The following is a 20,706-nucleotide window of genomic DNA, read 5'->3' as shown; positions in this document are numbered from 1 at the left end:
GGAACCCGCCATGAAGCGCATCGCCACCGTCGTCCTGACCGCCCTCGCACCCATCTCCTGGGGCTCGACCTACTTCGTCGCCACCGAACTGCTGCCGGCCGACCGGCCGCTGTTCACCGGCGTGATGCGGGCCCTGCCCGCCGGGTTACTCCTCACCGCCGCGGCCCGCACCCTGCCCAAGGGCGAGTGGTGGTGGAAGTCCGCGATCCTGGGCGCGCTGAACATCGGCGCCTTCTTCCCCCTGCTGTTCCTCTCCGCCTACCGGCTGCCCGGCGGACTGGCCGCCGTCCTCGGCTCCTTCGGCCCGCTGGTCGTCATCGGGCTGGCGGCACTGGTCCTGGGCGAGCGCGCGAGCACCCGCGCCCTGCTGGCCGGCATCGCCGCCGCCTTCGGCGTCAGCATGGTGGTGCTCAAGGCCGGAGCCGCCTTCGACCTGATCGGCGTCCTGGCCGGTGTCGCCTCCTCCGCCTCGATGGCCGCCGGCACCGTGATGACCAAGAAGTGGGGCCGCCCCGAGGGCGTCGGCCCGCTGGCCCTGACGGGCTGGCAGCTGACCGCGGGCGGACTGCTGATCCTGCCCCTCGCCGCCCTCCTGGAGGGCGCGCCGCCCGCCCTCGACGGCCGGGCCTACCTCGGCTACGGCTACATGATGCTGCTCAACACCGGTGCCGCGTACTGGCTCTGGTTCCGCGGCATCGGCCGGCTGAGCGCCACCTCGGTGACCCTGCTCGGCCCGCTCTCCCCGCTGACCGCCGCGGTGATCGGCTGGGCGGCGCTCGGCCAGGACCTCGCCCCGGTGCAGCTGGCGGGCATGGCCATCGCCTTCGGCGCCACCGTGGTCGGACAGCTGCCGGGCCGGGGAGCAGCCAAGGGAGCAGCCGGGGGAGCGGCCGCGGGGGCCGCGAAGGGCTCCGCCTCGGGCGGCACCGCCACCGACAGTGGATCTTTCAGTGGAACTGAACAGAACGATCGGAAAGTTTCGATGGACCTGACCGATGGCGAGGTGCGACGGTAAGGACACGACACACGAGAACCGACCGAACACCCTGAGGGGGAGACCACCGTGGCCGTCATGGACCGCGCCCGTACCGCAGCTCCGCACCGGGAAGACCGGCAGCAGAGCACCGCCACCGCCCGGGCGGGGAAGGGCGCCCTCGGCCTCGGCGTCCTCCTCGCCCTGGTGGCGACGGTCGTCTGGTCCGGCAGCTTCGTCGCCACCCGGGGCATGGCCGACACCGTCCCGCCCGTGCAGGCCGTCTTCTGGCGGTGGGTCATCGCCACCGCCGCCGTCGCCCCGTTCGCCGCCCGCGAGGCGTGGCGGCAGCGGCATCTGATCCGCCGCCACCTCGGCTACGTCTCCCTCGCCTCGTTCTTCGGCGTGGCCCTCTACAACACCCTGGTCCACCAGGCCGGACTGACCACCTCCGCCTCCAACATGGGCATGATCATGGCCGCTTCGCCGGTCATCATGGCCCTCTTCGCCCGCCTCGGCGGCGAACGCCTGGGCGCCGTCCGCACCTTGGGGATGCTGCTGGCCGCCTTCGGCGTGCTGCTGCTGGTCGGCAAGGGCTCGCTGACGCTCGACCTCGCCGCCGGCGACCTGTGGATGTTCGCCGCCGCGCTGTCCTTCGCCTCGTACAGCGCGCTGCTGAAGCGGAAGCCCGCGGAGATCTCCGGCCTGTCCTTCCTGCTCGGCACCTTCGTCCTGGGCGCGCTGATGCTGGCCCCCGCCTACGCGGTCTCCCTCACCGTCCAGGGCGGGTTCGCGGTCACCGCCGGCACCGCCGGGCCGCTGCTCTACGTCGGCGTCTTCTCCTCGGCCGTCGCCTTCTTCGCCTGGAACAAGGCCGTCTCGACGATCGGCGCGGCCCGGGCGGGCGTCGTCTACTACCTGCAGCCCGTCTGCGTCGCCCTGCTCTCCCTCCTGCTGCTGGGCGAACAGACCGGCCCGGTCCAGCTGTTCTGCATGGCCCTGATCCTCGGCGGCGTCGCCCTGGGCGCCCGCCGGTAGGTTCGGCCCATGACCGGCTCGATGACCGAATGGGACATCAAGAAGCTACGGATCCTGCGCACGCTCAGTGAGCAGGGCACGGTGACCGCGACGGCCGAGGCGCTGCACATGACGCCCTCGGCCGTCTCGCAGCAGCTGACCAACCTGGCCCGGCAACTCGGCGTCCCGCTGCTGGAGGCTCAGGGCCGCCGGGTCCGGCTCACCGACGCCGCCCATCTGGTCCTCCGGCACGCCGAGGCAGTCTTCGCCCAGCTGGAGCGGGCCGACGCGGAACTGGCCGGCTACAAGGCGGGGGAGGCCGGGGAGGTCCGCATCGGCGCCTTCTCCACCGCGGTGCCGGCCCTGGTGGTCCCGGCGGTGGCGGAGCTCCGGCTGACCCACCCCGGCGTGGAGGTCCGCGTACGGGAGACCGAGGCGGCGGAATCGTACGAGTTGCTGTCCGCGGGGGCGGTGGACCTGGCCCTCTCCCTCGCGGCGCACGCCCCGACCGCCCGGGACCCCCGCTTCACCCGGGTCCCCCTGCTCGCCGACCCGCTGGACGTGGCCCTCCCGCCGGACCACCCGCTGGCGGCGGCCCCCTCCCTCCGCCTCGCCGACCTCTCGACCGCACCCTGGATCTACGGTGGCTCCGGCCCCTGGTCGGAGATCACCCGCACCGCCTGCGAAGCCGCCGGCTTCGTCCCCGAGCAGGCCCACTCGGCGGCGGGCTGGACCGCGATCCTCGCGCTCGTCGAAGCGGGCATGGGGGTCGCCCTCATCCCGCGCCTGGCCGCGTCCCGTGCCACCGGAGTCGTGGTCAGGCCGCTGCCCCACGACCGCCCGACCCGCCACGTCATCGCCGCCACCCGCCGCGGTACCGAAGCCGCCCCCGCCGTGGCCAGGGTCCTGGAAGCCCTGCGGTCCGTGTCGGCGGGACCCCACAAGGTGTGATCTTCGGAATTCCGCACCGTGCGGGGGGCAGCGGCGGGGGCACTCGCGCTGCCGGCCACCGGTGTGACCGGACCGGCGGGCAGCACGGAGAACGCAGGGCGGCCCCGGTGCGGTGTTCCGCACCGGGGCCGCCCCCGTTTCACCGGGATCGGATCAGGAGGCCGCGGCCGCGTCGGCAGCCTGGGCCTTCAGGGCGCGCTCGATGCCCGCGCGGGACTCCGAGACCAGCCGGCGGAGCGCCGCGTTCGGCTCCGCCGAGGCCAGCCAGGCGTCCGTGGTGTCCAGCGTGGCCTGCGAGACCTGCAGGGACGGGTACAGGCCGACCGCGATCTGCTGCGCGATCTCGTGGCTGCGGGACTCCCAGATGCCCTTCAGCACCGAGAAGTACTTCTCGCCGTAGGGCGCGAGCAGCTCCCGCTGGTCGGTCTGGACGAAGCCGCCGATCACGGCCTCCTGCACCGCGTTCGGCAGGTCCGAGGAATCGATGACCGAGGCCCAGGCGGCAGCCTTCGCCTCCGCCGTCGGCCGCGCGGCCCGGGCGGTCGCCGCGTGCCGCTCGCCCGCCGCCGTCTTGTCCCGCTCCAGCTCCGCCGCGATCTCCGGCTCGTCCGCCCGGCCGGTCGCCGCCAGCCGCTCCAGGAACGCCCAGCGCAGCTCGGTGTCCACGACCAGGCCCTCGACGGTCTGCGAGCCGTCCAGCAGGCCCGCGAGCAGGTCCAGCTGCTCCGGCGTACGGGCGGTGGCCGCGAACGCCCGCGCCCACGCCAGCTGGTGGTCGCTGCCCGCCTCGGCCGCACGCAGGTGCTCCAGGGCGGCCCCGGTCCAGGCCGCCAGGCCGCTCTCGCGCCACGCCGGGTCCGCGTACAGGTCGATGGCCAGCTTCACCTGGCGGTGCAGGGACTGCACCACGCCGATGTCCGACTCCTTGCCGATGCCGGACAGCACCAGCGACAGGTAGTCGCGGGTGGCCAGCTCGCCGTCCCGGGTCATGTCCCAGGCCGAGGCCCAGCACAGCGCCCGCGGCAGCGAGGCCTCGAAATCGCCCAGGTGCGCGGTGACCTTGGCGAGCGAGTGCTCGTCCAGCCGGACCTTGGCGTACGACAGGTCGTCGTCGTTGAGCAGGACGACGTCCGGGCGCTCGTGCCCCACCAGCTCCGGGACCTCGGTCAGCTCGGCGGCCGCGATGTCCAGCTCCACCCGCCGCTCGCGCAGCAGCTTGCCGGTCGCGCCGTCCAGGGAGTAGAAGCCGATCGCGATCCGGTGCGGCCGCAGCACCGGCTCGCCCTTCGCTCCGGCCGGCAGCGCCGGGGCCTCCTGGCGGACCCGGAAGGAGGTGATCCTCCCGTGCTCGTCGGTCTCGATCTCCGGGCGGAGGATGTTGATGCCCGCCGTCTCCAGCCACGCCTTCGACCAGGCGGTCAGGTCACGGCCGGAGGTCTCCTCCAGCGCGCCCAGCAGGTCCGACAGCCGCGTGTTCCCGAAGGCGTGCGCCTTGAAATACGCCTGCACGCCCTTGAAGAACTCGTCCATGCCGACGTAGGCGACGAGCTGCTTGAGCACCGAGGCGCCCTTGGCGTAGGTGATGCCGTCGAAGTTGACCAGGACGTCGTCCAGGTCGCGGATCTCCGCCATGATCGGGTGGGTGGAGGGCAGCTGGTCCTGCCGGTACGCCCAGGTCTTCATGGAGTTGGCGAAGGTGGTCCAGGAGTGCGGCCACTTCGAGTCGGGGGCGTACGCCTGGCAGGCGATCGAGGTGTACGTCGCGAAGGACTCGTTCAGCCAGAGGTCGTTCCACCACTCCATGGTGACCAGGTCGCCGAACCACATGTGGGCCAGCTCGTGGAGGATCGTCTCGGCGCGGACCTCGTACGCCGCGTCCGTGACCTTCGACCGGAACACGTACTGGTCGCGGATCGTCACCGCGCCCGCGTTCTCCATCGCGCCCGCGTTGAACTCCGGCACGAACAGCTGGTCGTACTTGGCGAAGGGGTAGGCGTAGTCGAACTTCTCCTGGAACCAGTCGAAGCCCTGCCGGGTGACCTCGAAGACCGCGTCCGCGTCGAGGAACTTGGCCAGCGAGGGACGGCAGTAGATGGCCAGCGGGACGACCTGGCCGTCCGGGCCCTCGTAGCGGTCGTGCACGGCGTGGTACGGGCCGACGATCAGCGCGGTCACGTACGTGGACATGCGCGGGGTGGGCTCGAAGGACCAGACGTTGTCCTTCGGCTCGGGCGTCGGGCTGTTGGAGATCACCGTCCAGCCCTCGGGCGCCTTCACGGTGAAGGTGAAGGACGCCTTCAGGTCGGGCTGCTCGAAGGAGGCGAACACCCGGCGGGCGTCCGGCACCTCGAACTGGGTGTAGAGGTACGCCTGCTCGTCGACCGGGTCGACGAAGCGGTGCAGGCCCTCGCCGGTGTTGGTGTAGGCGCAGTCGGCGACCACCTTGAGCTCGTTCGCGCCGGCCTTGAGGCCCGTCAGCGCGATCCGGGAGTCCTTGAACACCTCGGCGGCGTCGAGCGCGGTCCCGTTGAGGACGACCTGGTGCACGGTCGGCGCGACCAGGTCGATGAAGGTCTCGGCGTTCTCCTCCGCGGAGTGGAAGCGCACGGTGGTCACGGAGGGGTAGGTGCCGCCTTCCTGCGCGCCGCTGAGATCGAGTTCGATCTCATAGGAGTCCACGGTGAGCAGCTTCGCCCGCTGCTGAGCCTCTTCACGGGTCAGGTTCGTGCCAGGCACGCGTTCATCTCCTTCGATGGTGACGTTCCCGGCCATCCTTCCACGCAAAGTGAAGGGGCGGACACCCAAATAGGGTGCCCGCCCCTTCGGCGGCGGTTTGGGCGGGATCAGCCCTGGCGGAGCTCCTCCGCGACCAGCTCGGCGATCTGCACCGCGTTCAGCGCGGCGCCCTTGCGCAGGTTGTCGTTCGAGAGGAAGAGCGCGAGGCCGTGCTCGACGGTCTCGTCGACGCGGATCCGGCCGACGTACGAGGCGTCCTTGCCGGCGGCCTGGAGCGGGGTCGGGATCTCCGAGAGCTCGACGCCCGGGGCGTCCTTGAGGAGCTCGTAGGCGCGCTCCACGCTGATCGGACCCGCGAAGGAGGCGTTGACCTGGAGGGAGTGGCCCGAGAACACCGGGACGCGCACGCAGGTGCCGGAGACCTTGAGCTCAGGGATCTCCAGGATCTTGCGGGACTCGTTGCGGAGCTTCTGCTCCTCATCGGTCTCGAAGGAGCCGTCGTCGACCAGGTTGCCGGCCAGCGGGACCACGTTGTACGCGATGGGCCGCTTGTAGACGCCGGGCTCGGGGAACTCCACGGCCTCGCCGTCGAAGGTGAGCTGGTCGGCGGCCTCGGACACGGCGCACGCCTGCGTCTTGAGCTCGGCGACACCGGCCAGGCCGGAGCCGGAGACGGCCTGGTAGGTGGTGGCGATCAGGGAGACCAGGCCGGCCTCCTCGTGGAGCGGGCGCAGCACCGGCATCGCGGCCATGGTGGTGCAGTTCGGGTTCGCGATGATGCCCTTGGGACGGTTCTTGATCGCGTGCGGGTTGACCTCGGAGACGACCAGCGGGACCTCGGGGTCCTTGCGCCAGGCGGAGGAGTTGTCGATCACCACGGCGCCCTGGGAGGCGACCTTCTCGGCGAGGGCCTTGGAGGTGGCGCCGCCGGCCGAGAACAGCACGATGTCGAGGCCGGAGTAGTCGGCGGCCGAGGCGTCCTCGATCGTGATCTCCTGGCCCTCCCACTCCACGGTGGAGCCGGCGGACCGGGCCGAGGCGAAGAGCCGCAGCTCGTCCACCGGGAACTTGCGCTCGGCGAGGATGCGGCGCATGACGCCGCCGACCTGTCCGGTGGCTCCGACGATTCCGACCCTCACGGTGACTCCTTCTGATGCGTCCAGCTCGGTACAGCCTGCTCCATCATGCGTGCGACCCCGGGCCGCTTGTCCAATCTATTGGCCAGGGTGTCCGCAGAGCGGACGAGGATCACTGGAGCCCCGGCACCGTGACGATCACGTGACGGGGCCGGTTCCCGCCCGCCGAGCCGGTGGAAAGGCCTGGCCGGGGCGGCGTGCCCGCCGGTCAGCTGCGGATCTGGAGGCTCCACTTCCCCGGGGCGCGGACGGTGACCCAGCCGGACGGCACGGTGTGCACCCCCGGCTCGGTGCACAGCCGCTCTGCCGGGCGCAGGTACTCGTCGAGGGTGAACAGGAAGATGTACCCGAATTCCCGGCGGCCGGGGTCGTGCCGGACCTCCACCTTCGCCGGCGGGCCGGCCATCCGCACCACGGCCGGGCCCTTGCCGGACACCTTCCGCTCCACCTCGGGGGCGCTGTCCAGGGGCAGCACCGTCAGCAGCCAGCCGACCGTCTCGGGAGCCGTCACCACCACGTGGACCCAGCCGTCGGGGCTTCCCGCGAGTGGCCCGGTCGCCGTGTGCCGCGGTTTGACGGACGCGGACAGGTAGACGAGCCGGCCGCCCGGCTGGGCGGTGTACACCTCCAGCCGTGCGTGCTTCTCCCGACCGGTGTGCTCGATCCGCAGCAGCGCGGGCGGGCCGGCGTAGTGCAGGACGGCGGCCCCCCTCCCCTCGGCGTGGTCGGTGAGGGAGGGGATCGTGTCGGGCGAGTGCAGGCGCAGCCGCCAGTCGCCGTCCGTCTTCACCCGCAGGCGGGCCCGGGGGCCGCCCATCGGGAACGCGAGGATCCGCCCCCGGGACCCGTGCTGCTGCCCCGCCATCGCCGGGATCTCCTGGCCTCCGTCATCGATCCAGTCCGCCAGGAAGTGGCGGGGGCCGTCCTGGGCGCCGAGCGTCTCGTACTCCAGGACAGCCGTACGGCCGGGCTCGGGGTTTTCCACGGTGATGTCCATGCCGCCGCGTCCCTCGTACACACCGGTGGCCCGGGAGCGGGCGAGGGCCTGCTCGGCCTCCTCCGGGGCGTGGTGGTGCCCGGGCACGGGGAGCAGCGTGGCGGTCCAGGGGGCTTCCGCCTCCACGAGGACCAGCAGGGGCCCGGCCGGGAGCGGGTGGGTGGTGTCGAGGGGCTTGTGGTCGCAGGTCAGCAGGTCCCGGTCCGCCTCGCCAGGGCGGTCGGGGCGTGCCGTCGTCACGCAGAAGTAGGAGTCCGGGCCCTGGTGGTGGATCCGCAGGTCGCTGACCGGGCCGTCGTGCAGGAGCACGTCGGGGCCGGAGGCCGAGACGGGGGCGGCGGGGGTCAGCGGGCGGGCGGCGGTGACCGGCAGCACCCGCAGGGTCCAGGCGTCGTCCGTCTCGATCCGCAGCCGCAGCGCGTGTGTGCCGTGCACGACCAGGGCGCGGCCGTTCCGGACCGGGGCGGTGGCGTTGAAGAGGAGTTCGTCCTCTTCGTTGCGGCGGTCGAGGGTCTGGACGACGAAGTAGCCGCCGGCCGAGGACACCTCGACGAGCAGCGGCCCCCGCGGGGCGGACCGGTCGAGCGTGACCACGCTGTCGCCGTTGCCCTGCCATGCGTGGAGTACCTCGCCCGCCGCGGCCCCGCCCGAACCGTTCGAGGCCGGTTCCACGGCCGCCACGGCCGACCCGGCCGCATCACCGTGCCGCGGGCCGCTGCCGGTCGGCGCGGTCCCGGCGGGGGCGGGGTGGCCGGCCGTCGGCGTGCCGGGCAGGCCATCGGTGCCCGGCGCCGTCGGTACGGGTGCTGCGGCCGGTACGGCGGACACGGGGAGTCCGCCGGAGACGAGGGCCGCGGGATCCGGGGTGGTCGGCCCCGCGGGCCGGGAGGCCGCGGTTCCCGGCACGGGTGCGACCACGGGTGAAGCCGGTGAGGGCGCCATGGCTGTGTTCTGCGCCGGCGGCGGCACGGGTGCGATCGGTGCGCCGGGGGCGGGCGGGCCGGCTTCCGTTTCCTTGCGGACCTCGGTCATCGGGGGACCGGGTACCGGCGGGGCCGGCAACGCCGCCACGGGTATGCCGAACTCGGCGGCCAGGGCCGCCGGTCCGGCGGTGTGGCCCTGGCCCACGGCGCGGAACCTCCAGGCCCCGTTCCGGCGGTAGCACTCGCCCAGCACCAGCGCGGTCTCCCCGCCGGCGTCCGTGACCTCGTACCGCGCCACCGGCGCTCCGTCGCCGCCCGCCACCTCCACGTACAGTCCGCCGACCGAGCCGAACGGCCCGCCCGCCGCCACGGCGGCGATCAGCACCCGCTGCACGGAGGGCTCCACGTCGTCCGGGTCCATCTCCAGCCGCTGGGAGAGCAGTCCGCCCTCCTGCGCCCCGCCCAGGTACCGGACCGCGCCCGACGGGTGCCGGGGGCGGTCCCCGACGATCACGTCGTGGCCGTCGCGGACCCGGCCGCCGGCGTCCAGCAGGACCGCCGCGGCCGCCACCGCCGGAGTGTCCGGCCGTGCGGTCCGGCCCACGGTGATGCGGAACGGCCCTCGGGGGAGCGGCGTGTTGGCACCCTTGATGATCATCGGCATATCGGCATCCTGTCAGCCGCCGGTCCCGTCGATCATTTCCCGACCGAGGCCGACCGAGGCCGACCGAGGCGGACCGAGGAGCAGAGGCCGCCGCCGCGGAAGTGAGCATGCGGAAGGGGCCGGTGCTCGCCGTCGGGCACCGGCCCCTCCGTCGTTCCGTCAGGCCGACGTTCCGTCAGGCCCTCAGGTCGTCACCCGGTCAGGGGGTGACCTTCTCGATCTGGACGCTGCCGGTGCCGGCGGCCGTGCCGCGGCCGTTCAGCAGCTGCACCTGGCCGAAGAACTGCCGGCCCTCCGGGGCCGCCGCGTTCACCAGCACGTTCGCCGAGACCTGCGCCGAGGCGCCGTTCGCCAGGTTCACCGCGGCCGACTCGTCGACCTGGATCGAGCCCAGGGCGTCCGAGAAGTACACGTCGCGGTAGTCGTACGTGGTGCTGCCGGCCGGAACCGAGTACCCGATCACCTGGACGGTGTAGGTGCCCGCGCCCGGGTTGGTCAGGGACACGCTCTCCTCGGAGTCGCCGTCCGCGGAGGAACCGACCTTGACGCCGTCCTTGTAGACCTCGAGGTCCAGGTCGGCGGCCGCGTCGGAGACCTTGCCGATGGAGACGTCCAGGCGGGACACGCCCGCGCCGATGGTGACCGTGCTGGTCTGGGTCTCACCGTTCGCGATGGTCGGCTTGGCCACCTTCGCCGAACCGAGGCCGCCGCCCTTGAGCTTGCCGCCGGAGATGGCCGCGAAGTCGTTCTTGACGGTCCAGGTGACCGGCGACGGGGTGCCCTGCTTCACCTCGGGCAGCACCTTGACGGCCGGGTCGAAGGACCCGCCCAGGACCGAGACGTCCAGCTTGTACGGGTTGTCCAGCACCGGGGAGGTGCGGCGCGCCTCGACCTCGATCTCCCAGACGCCCGGCTGCGGGTTCTCGTACGAGCGCAGGTCGGGGCGGCAGGTGTTGGCCGGGTTGTTGTAGTTCGGGTAGCAGTTGACCGTCGAGGTCGGGTCGACCGGCACACCGTAGGGGTGGATCGAGATGAACCGGGTCTGGCTGTTCGCGGCCAGGCCGCCGAGGGCGACCTCCAGCGACTTCGCGCCCGCCGGGACGGTGACGAAGTACGACTGGTGGCTGTTGCGCTGGACCGTGCCGGTGGTGGAGAAGCCGTAGCCGGGCTGGGCCAGCGGGGCGGCGGCGACGACCGTGGAGAGGATCTGCTTGTCGATGCCCTCGGTGGTCTCGTCGTCCAGCTGCAGGATGCCGCTGTGCACGCCGGGGGTGCCGGCCTTCGCCTCGACCTTGATGGTGACGGGCTTGTTCAGCGGCAGGGTGACGTAGTCGTAGCCGCCGAGGACCTTGAAGGTGCCGTCGTTGTGGCGCCAGCTCAGGTTGTGGCGGGTGCCGTACTTCACGCCGGTGGTGCGGGTGACGACGACGTCGTAGACCTTCTTCTGGCCGACCTTCAGGCCGCCTTCGCGGTCGTGGATGCCGGTGCCGAAGCCCGGGGTCTTCAGGAACTGGTCGATCGCGGTGTCGACGGGGGCCTTGACCGTGAAGTCATTGGCCTTGGCACCGCGCTGGACCGACTCCCAGGCCGCCGGGATGTTGATCAGGCCCGCGCCCTGGGCGTGCGCCGGGACGCCGTCGATCTTCTTGGCGGTGCTGGTGAGCGCGACGCGCAGGGCGGCCGGGGTGAGCGCGACCTTCTCCTGCTTGGCGGCCGAGATCAGCAGGGCGCTGGCGCCCGCCGCCTGCGGCGAGGCCATCGAGGTGCCCTGCAGCATGCCGTAGCCGGCGGGCAGTGCGTAGCCGGCCTCGGCGACCGGGGCCCCCGGCAGCCAGGTCTGGATGGTGTTGATGGAGGCGCCGGGGGCGCTCAGGGTCGGCGTCATGCCGCCGTCCTCACGCGGGCCGCGCGAGGAGAAGTTGAACATGTTGTACTTCGTGGCCACGCCGGAGCCGTAGTTGGCGGCCCAGGTCTCCTTGGAGACCGAGGCTCCGACGCTGATGACCTTGTCGGCCAGCGAGGGGTCGCCGATGGTGTTCAGGCCGGGGCCCGAGTTGCCGGCCGAGATGACCAGCTGGACGCCGTAGGTGTCGATCAGGCGGGTGTAGAGCTCGGCCCGCGCGTTGTTGCCGTCGTTCAGCGCCGGCAGGCCGCCGATGGACATGTTGACGATGTCCACGCCGCGGTTGACCACGAGGTCGATCATGCCCTCGGTCAGCGCGACGTTGGTGCAGCCGCCGGACCAGGAGCAGGCGCGCGAGGAGACCAGCTTGGCTCCGGGCGCCGCGCCGTTCATCTTGCCGCCGAACAGGCCGTTGGCGGAGGTGATGCCGGCGACGTGGGTGCCGTGCTCGGACTCGATGATGCCGACGTTGACGAAGTCGGCCTTCTTGCCGACCCAGTCACCGCCCAGCGGGTCCATCGGGACGTCCTTGCGGATCTGGATCACGAACGGGATCCGCTCGGCGACCTCGGTCGCCGGGTTGTCCGTGCCGAACCAGCCGACCTGGTAGCCGTCCTTGTACGGCTTCATCGGCTCGTTGTTCGTGAAGTCGTTGTCCTGGTCGGTGTCGACGCGGACGGTCCCGGCGGCCGGGTCGTAGAGCATGCCGAACCGGTCGGTGGTGTCACCGTCGCGGTTGACGTCGCCCTGCATGTCGCCGGTGGCGGTGATCGACTCGCTGAACCGGCTCCATTGGAAGCTGCCCTCGGGTGCCTTCCAGGTGGCCCCGCCCGCGGTGAAGGCGCCGCCGCTCGGGGTGACCGGGGTGATCTGGGCGCGCCAGGTGCCGTCCGCGTCGGTGATCGGGTCGGTGGCGGTCACCCAGTCGACGATCTTGCGCTCGCCGGTGGTGGTCTTCTGCAGGGCCGGGTGGCCGAGGTCGACGCCCGAGTCCAGGATGCCGATGGTCACGCCGCGGCCGTCGGCCTGCGGGTGGTCCTTGACGAAGTCCACCGCGCCCGTCTCGAAGGACGGGTTGTACGGGTTCTTCGCCGGGGTGTCCTTGCCGGGGCCCGGGTAGGTCTCGGCGGCGGTGCGCTTGCCGGCGCCGCCCTTGGAACCGGCCTCGGGGCGGGGCTCCGGGAGCTGGATCTCGTGCCGCAGGTCGATGCCGTGCACGGAGGACAGCTTCGCGGCCGCCTTGAGGGCGGCCTCCGCCTTGTCGGTGGGCAGGGTGGCGCGGACGTAGCCGAGCTTGTCGTACGTCTGGCCGACGGAGGCGCCCTGGACGGCGTCCAGCTGCTGGGCGACCTGCGAGGTCTGCCCGGGGGCGGTGGCGACCATCACGGTGACGGTCTTGTCGCCCTTGGCCTGGGCCTCCTGGAGGAGTTCCACGTCCGCCGAACCGATTTTCTGGTCGGCCGACTTGACGGGAGGTGCAACAGTGCCGGGGGCGTCGGCGCTGCCCGCCGCGAACGCGGGCACGGCGCCGGTGGCCGCCAGTGCGGCCACCAGTCCTGCCGCGGCCGCGACGCGGGCAGCGCGTCTGGCCCCGGGTATGGAGCCGGGGGATTCGAGGGTCATCAGCATCCCTGTAAGTGAAAGAAACGGTCCGGATTTCGGTGCCGGATGACCGGTCAGCCTGGCGCAACTGACCGGTCTTTGGGGAGTGATGCCTCGAAACGAGACCGTGACTGGCGGACTCTCGCCAGTGCGGAGCAACCGCCACCGCGGCCTTACCCGGGCATACCGGGGCGAGCCGAGGGTGCTGGTGAGTCGACTTGTCGATTCAGCGAGCCCCGGGGCGGGTCGTCGCCCGCCCGGGGTGTGACAACTATTCCTTGATCACCGCTCGCGCGTGCGCGCGTAGTGCCGGGAGGCCTTGGCCCGGTTGCCGCAGATCGCCATCGAGCACCAGCGGCGGGTGCCGTTGCGCGAGGTGTCGAAGAAGTGCAGCAGGCAGGTGTCGGACGCGCACTTGCGGATCCGGTCCGGCCCCGCGGCCAGCAGGTCGAGGTAGTCCCGGGCGGCCGTCCAGGCCGGCCCCCAGGCCGGATCGGCGAACTCGGCCCGCTCGCCCGCCCCCTCGGGGCCCAGGGTGGCCCGGATCCGGCCGTGCTCCAGCACCGCGTCGATCAGCGACAGGGCGTCGGGGTCGGCCGGGTCCCGGAAGGCGCGGGCCAGCGCCTCGCGCGCGGTCATCAGGTGCACGAGGGTCGCCTTGTCAGCCCGGAACCCCCGCTCGGCGGTCAGCCCGTTGGCCTCCAGCCACAGCGCCAGCCCCTCCAGGCGGCTCAGCCCGGCGGCGCCGGCGAACAGGTCGGCGGGCTCGCCGTCCAGCATCCACCGCGTGTTCACCAGGTCCACCGCCACCGGCTCCCCGGTCAGCGGGCGGGGGTCGGTCGCCGTCATCGTGACGCCTCCAGTGGTCGAGCTAACCCCTCAAGAGTACGTGACCGGTTGACACCGGATTCCCTAACCCTTAATTTTGTTTTAGAAGGTTAGAGATGAACGGCAACAGGTACACAAGGGGGACCGCCATGACGGCTGCCATCAGCAAGCTGCGCACCGCCCACATCGGGCTGAACGTCACCGACCTCGCCCGCTCGCTCGCGTTCTACCGGGACGTCCTGGACTTCGGCCTGGTCGCCGAGGGCAAGGAGGACGGGCGCCGGTTCGCGCTCCTCGGCCACGACGGCGCTCTCGTCGTCACCCTCTGGGAGCAGGCGGAGGGCGGCTTCGTGCCCGCCACGGCCGGACTGCACCACCTGGCGTTCGAGGCCGGGGACATCGAGGAGGTCCGGGCGTACGAGACCCGGCTCCGCGCGCAGGGGGTGGACTTCGCCTACGACGGGGTCGTCGCCCACGGCGAGGGCGCCGGATCCGGCGGCATCTTCTTCCACGACCCCGACGGCATCCGGCTGGAGATCTCCGTGCCGACCGGCGCCGAGGGTGCTCCCGCGCCCGTCGAGGGGGTTCCCACCTGCGGGTTCTTCTAACAAGCGGAGGAGGCTCCAGATCATGAACGGGACCGCGCTCACGCCCGGCGCCTACCACGGGGGCAGCCGGGCCGTGCAGGACCGGCTCGGGGTACGGGAGCTCGCCGACCACGTCGGCCGCTCCATCGGCGCCGGCATCAAGGACGTCGCCGCGGCCTTCCTGGCGCAGCAGCCGTTCCTGGTGATCGGTGCGGAGGCGGGGGACGGCCGCGTCTGGGCTTCAGTGCTGGACGGCGAGCCCGGATTCGTCCGGGCCGCCGGCCCCCGCCGGATCCAGGTCGACGCCCGGCTCCCCGGCGGCGACCCGCTGGCCGGAGCGCTTCACGCGGACGGGCTGCCCGTGGGCACCATCGCCCTCGACCCGCGCACCCGCCGCCGGATGCGGCTCAACGGCACGCTTGCGGCGCCTGCTCCCGGCGGTTTCGCCGTCCGCGCAGAGCAGGTATTCGCCAACTGCCCGAAGTACCTGCAGAAACGGCATCCGCTCGATGTGGTGCAGGAGGAAGGGGGGCAAGGAGAGGGAGGTGTCGTGCGGTACGGGGGTGCGCTCGACCCCGACCAGGTGCGGACCGTCCGGGCCGCCGACACCTTCTTCGTCGCCACCGTCGCCGAGGACGGGGCCGACGCGAGCCACCGGGGCGGCAACCCGGGCTTCGTCGAGGTGCTCTCCCCGAACGAACTGGCCTGGCCCGACTACGCCGGCAACGCGATGTTCCTGACCCTGGGCAACCTCGCCGCGGACGGACGGGCGGGCCTGCTGTTCCCCGACTGGGAGACCGGAGCGGTGCTCCAGCTGACCGGCCGGGCCCGGACCGAATTCGGCCCGGGAGCGGAACGCACGGTCCGGTTCCGGGTGGACGCAGTGGCCGAAAGCCGCCGGCCGGGCCGGCTCCGCTGGAGCGCGCCGGAGTACTCCCCGGCGAACCCGCCGGTGGCCGCTCACCGCGGCAGTACGACGAGGTAGGCGGCGGGGTCGCGGTCGGCGGACGCCGTCAGGGCGGTCCGGACGACCGCGGCCTGCTGCTCGGCGTGGTCGCGCAGCTTGCGCGGGGTGATGTGGACGACCGTCACCCCCAGCCGTTCCAGCGCGTCCCGCTTGCGGGCGTACTCCGTCCACTCCTCGTCCTCGCCCTGGCGCGGGGCCCGGGTGTCCAGCTCGACCGCGACCGCGTGGTCGGGCCAGTACGCGTCCACCCCGCCCAGGTGCGGGCCGCCGGGGATGCGCAGGTCCACGTTCCAGCACGGCTCGGGCAGCTGGTACCGGCGGACCATGTCGTACAGCCGGTCCTCGGCGATGGCCCGGCCCTCGGCGAGCAGCGATTCGACGGCGTCCACCACGTGCGCCCGGTTCAGCAGCCGGGCCACGGTCAGTTCGCGTACCAGAGCGGCCGGTTCGCAGTGCCCGCCGCGCACGGCCTCGCTCAGCAGCCGGCGCACCGTCCCCGCGTCGTCGGTCAGCTGGGCGACGGCGTCGGCGACGGCCCGGGCCACCGGGGCGACCGGCAGCCCGGTCACCTCGTTGGGGCGGGGCAGGTGCTGGGCCCGCACCAGCCGGGCGCAGCCGGTCGAGCGGATCCGCCGGGTGCCGGGCACCAGCACGTCGAGGTGCTGGAGCGCGAGCAGCGGGGGAACGGACGCGAACCGGTACAGCGCCAGCGCCGCCAGTCCGGTGATCATGGCCTCCCCGCCGCGCCGGCCGGCGTAGAGGAGCACCGCGTGCAGCCGCTCCTCGCTGGTCGCGGTGCCCGCGTGGAGCAGGAACACGCCCGGCAGGATCTGCTGCCAGGGCCGCTCCGCCGCCTCGGCGGCGGTCACCCCGTGCTCGCGGAGCTGGGGGAGGGTCAGGACGCGGGGGCGGCCGCCTTCGCCGGCGAGGTGGCGGAGGGGAAGCGGGGTGTTGTGGTTCATGCCGCTGGGATTCCCGGCCGCGGTGCCCCCGCTAACCCCTGTTACACGCCCGTCGCCAAAACGGGACAAGCCGGGGCTAAAGTACGGGCGTTCGACTGCCGAAAAGCCCCTCCGGCGGGGCCCGGCCCGGCATGCCGCGGCCCCGCGGCCGGGAACGGCGCGCGGGGCCGGGCGGGAAGGGCCGGATCAGACCGAGGCGGCGTCACAGGCCTGGGCGCGCAGCGCCCGGGCCAGGTCGTCGCGGGCCTCCAGGACGAGTCGCCGCAGGGCCGGAGCCGCGGCTTCGTGCTCCGCCAGCCACGCATCGGCCGCCGCCAGCGTCTCCGCGTTGTCCTGCAGCGACGGGAACAGCCCCCGCACCACGTCCATGCCGATCTGGATCGAGCGCTCTGCCCACACCCGCTCCAGCGAGGCGAAGTACGGCTCCGCGAACGGTGCCAGCAGCCCCCGCTGCGAAGGCTGCTGCATGCCCGCGATCGTCGCCTCCACCAGCGCGTTCGACAGCGCGTCCGATTCGACGACCGCCGCCCACGCCTGGTCCTTGACCGCCGCCGAGGGCCGCGCCGCCAGGCAGCGCACCTGGTGCCGCTTCCCCGAGGCCGTGTCGTCCCGGGCCAGTTCCGCCGCCAGCTCCGCCTCGCCCACCGCGCCGTGCGCGGCCAGCGGCAGCAGGAAGTCCCAGCGCAGCTCCTGGTCCACGTCCAGCCCGTCGATCCGCGCCGAGCCGTCCAGCAGCCCCAGCAGCAGCCGGAAATCGCTCTCGCCCGACGCGCTCGCCGCGAAGAACCGCGCCCAGGTCAGCTGGTGCTCCGAGCCCGGCTCCGCCAGCCGCAGCTCGCGCAGCGCGCCGGTGGCCAGCTCCTGCCCGCCCTGCTCCCGCCACTGTGGAGCCGCGTAGTGGGTGATGGCCCCCAGTGCCTGCGCGTGCAGCATCTGCAGCACGCCGACGTCCGACTCCCGCCCGGCGAAGGCCAGCACCAGCGCAAGGAAGTCACGGGCCGGCATCAGCCCGTCCCGGGTCAGGTTCCACAGTGCCGACCAGCACAGTGCCCGCGCCAGCGGGTCGGACACCGAGCCCAGGTGCTTGCGCAGGGTGGCAAGCGAGCCCTCGTCGAAGCGGATCTTGCAGTACGTCAGGTCCTCGTCGTTGACCAGGACCAGGTCCGGGCGCTCCAGCCCGGCCAGCTCCCCGACGACCGTCGACGCGCCCGCGACGTCGGCCTCCGCCCGCGCGTACCGGACCAGGGAGCCGTCCGCCTCCAGCCGGTACAGGCCGATCCCGGCCCGGTGCGGCCGCAGCCGCTCGCCCTCCTGGAGCACCGCCAGCTCGGTGATCCGGCCGGCCGCGTCGTACGTCACCGCCGGGGTCAGCACGTTCACGCCGGCCGTCTGCAGCCAGGCCCGCGACCACTGCGCCATATCCCGCCCGGACACCTCGCCGAGCACCGTCAGCAGGTCGTCCAGCGTGGTGTTCCCGTAGGCGTTCGCCTTGAAGTAGCGCCGCGCGCCCTCCAGGAACGCCTCCCGCCCCACGTACGCGACCAGCTGCTTCAGCACCGCCGCGCCCTTGGCGTAGGTGATGCCGTCGAAGTTCAGCTTGGCGTCCTCCAGGTCACGGATGTCGGCCGTGATCGGGTGGGTGGACGGCAGCTGGTCGGCCCGGTAGGCCCACGCCTTGCGGTTGTTGGCGAAGGTCACCCACGCCTGGTCGAAACGGGTCGCCTCGACCTGCGAGAAGGTGCCCATGAAGTCCGCGAAGGACTCCTTCAGCCACAGGTCGTCCCACCACTTCATGGTGACCAGGTCGCCGAACCACATGTGCGCCATCTCGTGCAGGATCGTGTTGCAGCGGCGCTCGTAGGACGCCCGCGTCACCTTCCCGCGGAAGATGTACTCCTCGCGGAAGGTGACCATGCCCGGGTTCTCCATCGCGCCGAGGTTGTACTCGGGGACGAAGGCCTGGTCGTACTTCCCGAACGGGTACGGGTAGTCGAAGTGCTCGTGGAAGAAGTCGAAGCCCTGCTTGGTGACGAGGAAGACGTCTTCCGCGTCGAAGTGCCGGGCCAGCCCCTTCCGGCACATGGCGCCCAGCGGGATCGTCAGGTCCCCGCGGGTGTAGGTGTCCGTCACGTAGTGGTACGGGCCCGCCACCACGCAGGTGATGTACGTCGAGATCGGCGCGGTCTCGGCGAAGCGCCAGACGCCTCCCTCCCGGGACTCCTCGGCGCCGTTGCTCCACACCTGCCAGCCCTCGGGCGCGGTCACGGTGAACCGGTAGGGGGCCTTCAGGTCGGGCTGCTCGAAGTTCGCGTACACCCGCCGGGCGTCGGCCGGCTCGTACTGGGTGTAGAGGTAGACCTCGCCGTCCTCCGGGTCGACGAACCGGTGCATGCCCTCGCCGGTCCGGCTGTAGGCGCAGTTCGCGTCCACGACCAGGACGTTCTCGGAGTCCAGGCCGTCCAGGGCGATCCGGGCGCCGTCGAAGACGGCCGCCGGGTCGAGCTCCCGCCCGTTGAGGGTGACCGAGTTCACGGAGGGCGCGACCAGGTCGGCGAAGGTGGCCGTGCCGGGCGCGGCGGCCCGGAAGCGGACCGTGGTCACGGAGCGGAAGGTGCGCGGGCCCCGGGCCGGCTCGGCCCCGTCCACGGCGGACCTCAGGTCGAGGACCACCTCGTACCCGTCGACGGACAGCAACTCGGCCCGCTCGCGGGCCTCCTCGCGGGACAGGTTCTCTCCGGGCACGGGCACTCCTTTGTGCGATGTCACCTACTACACCTTCTGAGATCCGCATCCTCCCACGGGAATGCCGGACGTCCCCGGCCGGTTGGCCACCGGTGGAGCACCACCGGCCCCGTGAGCAACCCGTGAGCCAACCCGTGAGCAACCCCGGAACAAGAGGAGTGACATGTCCGACACCCAGGTGAGCGAGAAGACCCCCGTCGACTTCTGGTTCGACCCGCTCTGCCCCTGGGCCTGGATGACGTCCCGCTGGATGCTGGAGGTCGAGAAGGTCCGCGACGTCGAGGTCCGCTGGCACGTCATGAGCCTCGCCGTGCTCAACGAGAACCGCCTGGAGGAGCTCCCCGAGACCTACCGGGAGATCGTCGGCCCCAAGGGCTGGGCCCCGGTCCGCGTGGTGGCGGCGGCCCGGCGCAAGCACGGTGACGAGGCGGTCGGCGCGCTCTACACCGCACTCGGCACCCGCTTCCACAACAACGGCGAGGGCCCGACCCGCGAGGCCATCGCCGGCGCCCTGGCCGACGCCGGCCTGCCGGCCGAGCTGATCGACTACGCCGACTCCGACGAGTTCGACCACGACGTGCGCGCCTCCCACAACGACGGCATCCGCCGGGTGGGCGAGGACGTCGGCACCCCGGTCATCTCGGTACCCGGCGCCGACGGCGAAGTGGCCTTCTTCGGACCCGTGGTCACCCCGGCCCCGCGCGGCGAGGCCGCCGCCCGCCTGTGGGACGGCACCCTGCTGGTGGCGTCCACCCCCGGCTTCTACGAGATCAAGCGCACCCGTACGGCGGGTCCCTCGTTCGAGTAGCCGTACCGGGAACACACCGGAACGACAGGAAGCCCCCGCGATTCACGTCATCGCGGGGGCTTCCTGCTGGACACGTCCGCCGGTGAAGGCTGAGAAGACGATCACGAGGCGGACGGCACGGGGGTGCCGATCAGCCCTTGACCGGGATCAGCAGCGGGGTGTTGGCCTTGGCGTCGGCGTAGCGCTTGGCGACGTCCTGCCAGTTGACCACGTTCCACATGGCCTCGATGAAGTCCACCTTCTGGTTCTTGTACTGCAGGTAGAAGGCGTGCTCCCAGGCGTCGAAGACCAGGATCGGGGTGCTGGCCACTCCCACGTTGCCCTGGTGGTCGTAGACCTGCTCGACGACCAGACGGCCGCTGACGGGCTCGTACGCGAGCACGCCCCAGCCGGAGCCCTGGGTGGCGGAGGAGGCGAAGGTGAGCTGCTTCTTGAACTTCGCGAAGGAGCCGAAGGACTCGGTGATCGCGTCCGCGAGGTCGCCCACGCCGTCGGCCCCGGTCGGCTCGCCGCCGCCCTCGCCGGTCTTCGGGCTGGCCATGTTGTGCCAGTAGATGCTGTGCAGGATGTGGCCGGAGAGGTGGAAGGCCAGGTTCTTCTCCAGGCCGTTCAGCGCGCCCCAGTTCTCCTTGTCGCGCGCCTCCGCCAGCTGCTCGAGCGTGTTGTTGGCACCCGTGACGTAGGCCGCGTGGTGCTTGTCGTGGTGCAGCTCGATGATCTGCGGGTTGATCACCGGCTCCAGCGCCGCGTAGTCGTACGGGAGCTCAGGAAGCGTGTAGATGGCCATGCGTGTATCCGGTCCCCTCAGCGTGCCGATCTCTTATTGCAACCTATGCGCAACTACACGCTAGCAGTATCTATTGGATCTCACACGTAAGGGTTGCCTCCGTGAAACGCGCAGGTGGCCCGT

Annotated in this window: 14 protein-coding genes; 6 read left to right on the top strand and 8 right to left on the bottom strand. The window is 72.1% G+C overall.

Translation table 11 applies throughout. From position 1 onward, the window contains the following. Nucleotides 1-10: 10 nt before the first annotated feature. Genes AC067U_RS08535 through AC067U_RS08525 form a run of 3 tightly spaced genes read left to right on the top strand, consistent with a single transcriptional unit; the run spans nt 11 to nt 2,941 of the window. A complete protein-coding gene (locus tag AC067U_RS08535) occupies nt 11-1,015 on the top strand; it encodes an EamA family transporter (RefSeq protein WP_478828867.1) in 1,005 nt (334 codons plus the stop codon). A 57-nt stretch (nt 1,016-1,072) separates the two neighbouring features. Beyond that, the gene (locus tag AC067U_RS08530; RefSeq protein ID WP_478828951.1) at nt 1,073-2,011 is read left to right on the top strand and encodes a DMT family transporter; all 939 of its coding nucleotides are present in this window, start codon (nt 1,073-1,075) and stop codon (nt 2,009-2,011) included. 21 nt (nt 2,012-2,032) lie between these two features. Beyond that, complete coding sequence (locus tag AC067U_RS08525; RefSeq protein ID WP_478828950.1) at nt 2,033-2,941, top strand: LysR family transcriptional regulator; 909 nt, start codon at nt 2,033-2,035, stop codon at nt 2,939-2,941. 153 nt (nt 2,942-3,094) lie between these two features. On the opposite strand, the gene pepN (AC067U_RS08520) is transcribed toward AC067U_RS08525, so the two are convergent. The 5 genes from pepN (AC067U_RS08520) to AC067U_RS08500 all read right to left on the bottom strand — a co-directional run bounded on the left by pepN (AC067U_RS08520) (nt 3,095) and on the right by AC067U_RS08500 (nt 13,751). Then, nucleotides 3,095-5,677, bottom strand: a complete 2,583-nt coding sequence (gene pepN, locus AC067U_RS08520; protein ID WP_478828866.1) for an aminopeptidase N — start codon at nt 5,675-5,677, stop codon at nt 3,095-3,097. Between the two features lie 107 nt (nt 5,678-5,784). Next, the gene (locus AC067U_RS08515) at nt 5,785-6,816 is read right to left on the bottom strand and encodes an aspartate-semialdehyde dehydrogenase (protein WP_478828865.1); all 1,032 of its coding nucleotides are present in this window, start codon (nt 6,814-6,816) and stop codon (nt 5,785-5,787) included. Nucleotides 6,817-7,021: 205 nt separating this feature from the next. Beyond that, a complete protein-coding gene (locus tag AC067U_RS08510; RefSeq protein WP_478828864.1) occupies nt 7,022-9,397 on the bottom strand; it encodes a TerD family protein in 2,376 nt (791 codons plus the stop codon). Between the two features lie 199 nt (nt 9,398-9,596). Continuing rightward, the gene (locus tag AC067U_RS08505) at nt 9,597-12,923 is read right to left on the bottom strand and encodes a S8 family serine peptidase (protein ID WP_478828863.1); all 3,327 of its coding nucleotides are present in this window, start codon (nt 12,921-12,923) and stop codon (nt 9,597-9,599) included. Nucleotides 12,924-13,184: 261 nt separating this feature from the next. Further along, nucleotides 13,185-13,751 carry a CGNR zinc finger domain-containing protein gene (locus AC067U_RS08500; protein ID WP_478828862.1) on the bottom strand — a complete coding sequence of 189 codons (567 nt, stop codon included), beginning with the start codon at nt 13,749-13,751 and terminating at the stop codon, nt 13,185-13,187. Between the two features lie 128 nt (nt 13,752-13,879). Between AC067U_RS08500 and AC067U_RS08495 the strand changes: the two genes are divergently transcribed. After that, nucleotides 13,880-14,338 (top strand): VOC family protein, encoded by a 459-nt coding sequence (locus AC067U_RS08495; RefSeq protein ID WP_478828861.1) that lies wholly within the window; start codon nt 13,880-13,882, stop codon nt 14,336-14,338. 22 nt (nt 14,339-14,360) lie between these two features. Further along, nucleotides 14,361-15,302, top strand: a complete 942-nt coding sequence (locus AC067U_RS08490; protein WP_478828860.1) for a pyridoxamine 5'-phosphate oxidase family protein — start codon at nt 14,361-14,363, stop codon at nt 15,300-15,302. On the opposite strand, the gene AC067U_RS08485 is transcribed toward AC067U_RS08490, so the two are convergent. Continuing rightward, on the bottom strand, nt 15,278-16,246 hold the full coding sequence (locus AC067U_RS08485) for a hypothetical protein (RefSeq protein ID WP_478828859.1): 969 nt from the start codon (nt 16,244-16,246) through the stop codon (nt 15,278-15,280). The two genes, AC067U_RS08490 and AC067U_RS08485, sit on opposite strands and share 25 nt — an antisense overlap. A gap of 186 nt (nt 16,247-16,432) precedes the next feature. Then, on the bottom strand, nt 16,433-18,988 hold the full coding sequence (gene pepN, locus AC067U_RS08480) for an aminopeptidase N (protein ID WP_478828858.1): 2,556 nt from the start codon (nt 18,986-18,988) through the stop codon (nt 16,433-16,435). A 163-nt stretch (nt 18,989-19,151) separates the two neighbouring features. Here pepN (AC067U_RS08480) and AC067U_RS08475 point away from each other — a divergent pair, with 163 nt between their 5' ends. After that, nucleotides 19,152-19,796, top strand: coding sequence for a mycothiol-dependent nitroreductase Rv2466c family protein (locus tag AC067U_RS08475; protein WP_478828857.1), 645 nt, complete (start codon nt 19,152-19,154; stop codon nt 19,794-19,796). Between the two features lie 130 nt (nt 19,797-19,926). On the opposite strand, the gene AC067U_RS08470 is transcribed toward AC067U_RS08475, so the two are convergent. Then, nucleotides 19,927-20,583, bottom strand: a complete 657-nt coding sequence (locus AC067U_RS08470; RefSeq protein WP_478828856.1) for a superoxide dismutase — start codon at nt 20,581-20,583, stop codon at nt 19,927-19,929. Nucleotides 20,584-20,706 lie beyond the last annotated feature (123 nt).

The organism is Streptomyces sp. NPDC043853 (genome assembly GCF_056436025.1).
This window is presented reverse-complemented; position numbering and strand designations above follow the sequence as displayed.

What these genes read in the sequence shown, in the direction of transcription:
- AC067U_RS08535 (WP_478828867.1), top strand. Translation starts at nt 11, where the DNA reads ATGAAGCGCATCGCCACCGTCGTCCTGACCGCCCTCGCACCCATCTCC.
- AC067U_RS08530 (WP_478828951.1), top strand. Translation starts at nt 1,073, where the DNA reads ATGGACCGCGCCCGTACCGCAGCTCCGCACCGGGAAGACCGGCAGCAG.
- AC067U_RS08525 (WP_478828950.1), top strand. Translation starts at nt 2,033, where the DNA reads ATGACCGAATGGGACATCAAGAAGCTACGGATCCTGCGCACGCTCAGT.
- AC067U_RS08510 (WP_478828864.1), bottom strand. Translation starts at nt 9,397, where the DNA reads ATGCCGATGATCATCAAGGGTGCCAACACGCCGCTCCCCCGAGGGCCG.
- AC067U_RS08505 (WP_478828863.1), bottom strand. Translation starts at nt 12,923, where the DNA reads ATGACCCTCGAATCCCCCGGCTCCATACCCGGGGCCAGACGCGCTGCC.
- AC067U_RS08500 (WP_478828862.1), bottom strand. Translation starts at nt 13,751, where the DNA reads ATGACGGCGACCGACCCCCGCCCGCTGACCGGGGAGCCGGTGGCGGTG.
- AC067U_RS08495 (WP_478828861.1), top strand. Translation starts at nt 13,880, where the DNA reads ATGACGGCTGCCATCAGCAAGCTGCGCACCGCCCACATCGGGCTGAAC.
- AC067U_RS08490 (WP_478828860.1), top strand. Translation starts at nt 14,361, where the DNA reads ATGAACGGGACCGCGCTCACGCCCGGCGCCTACCACGGGGGCAGCCGG.
- AC067U_RS08485 (WP_478828859.1), bottom strand. Translation starts at nt 16,246, where the DNA reads ATGAACCACAACACCCCGCTTCCCCTCCGCCACCTCGCCGGCGAAGGC.
- AC067U_RS08475 (WP_478828857.1), top strand. Translation starts at nt 19,152, where the DNA reads ATGTCCGACACCCAGGTGAGCGAGAAGACCCCCGTCGACTTCTGGTTC.
- AC067U_RS08470 (WP_478828856.1), bottom strand. Translation starts at nt 20,583, where the DNA reads ATGGCCATCTACACGCTTCCTGAGCTCCCGTACGACTACGCGGCGCTG.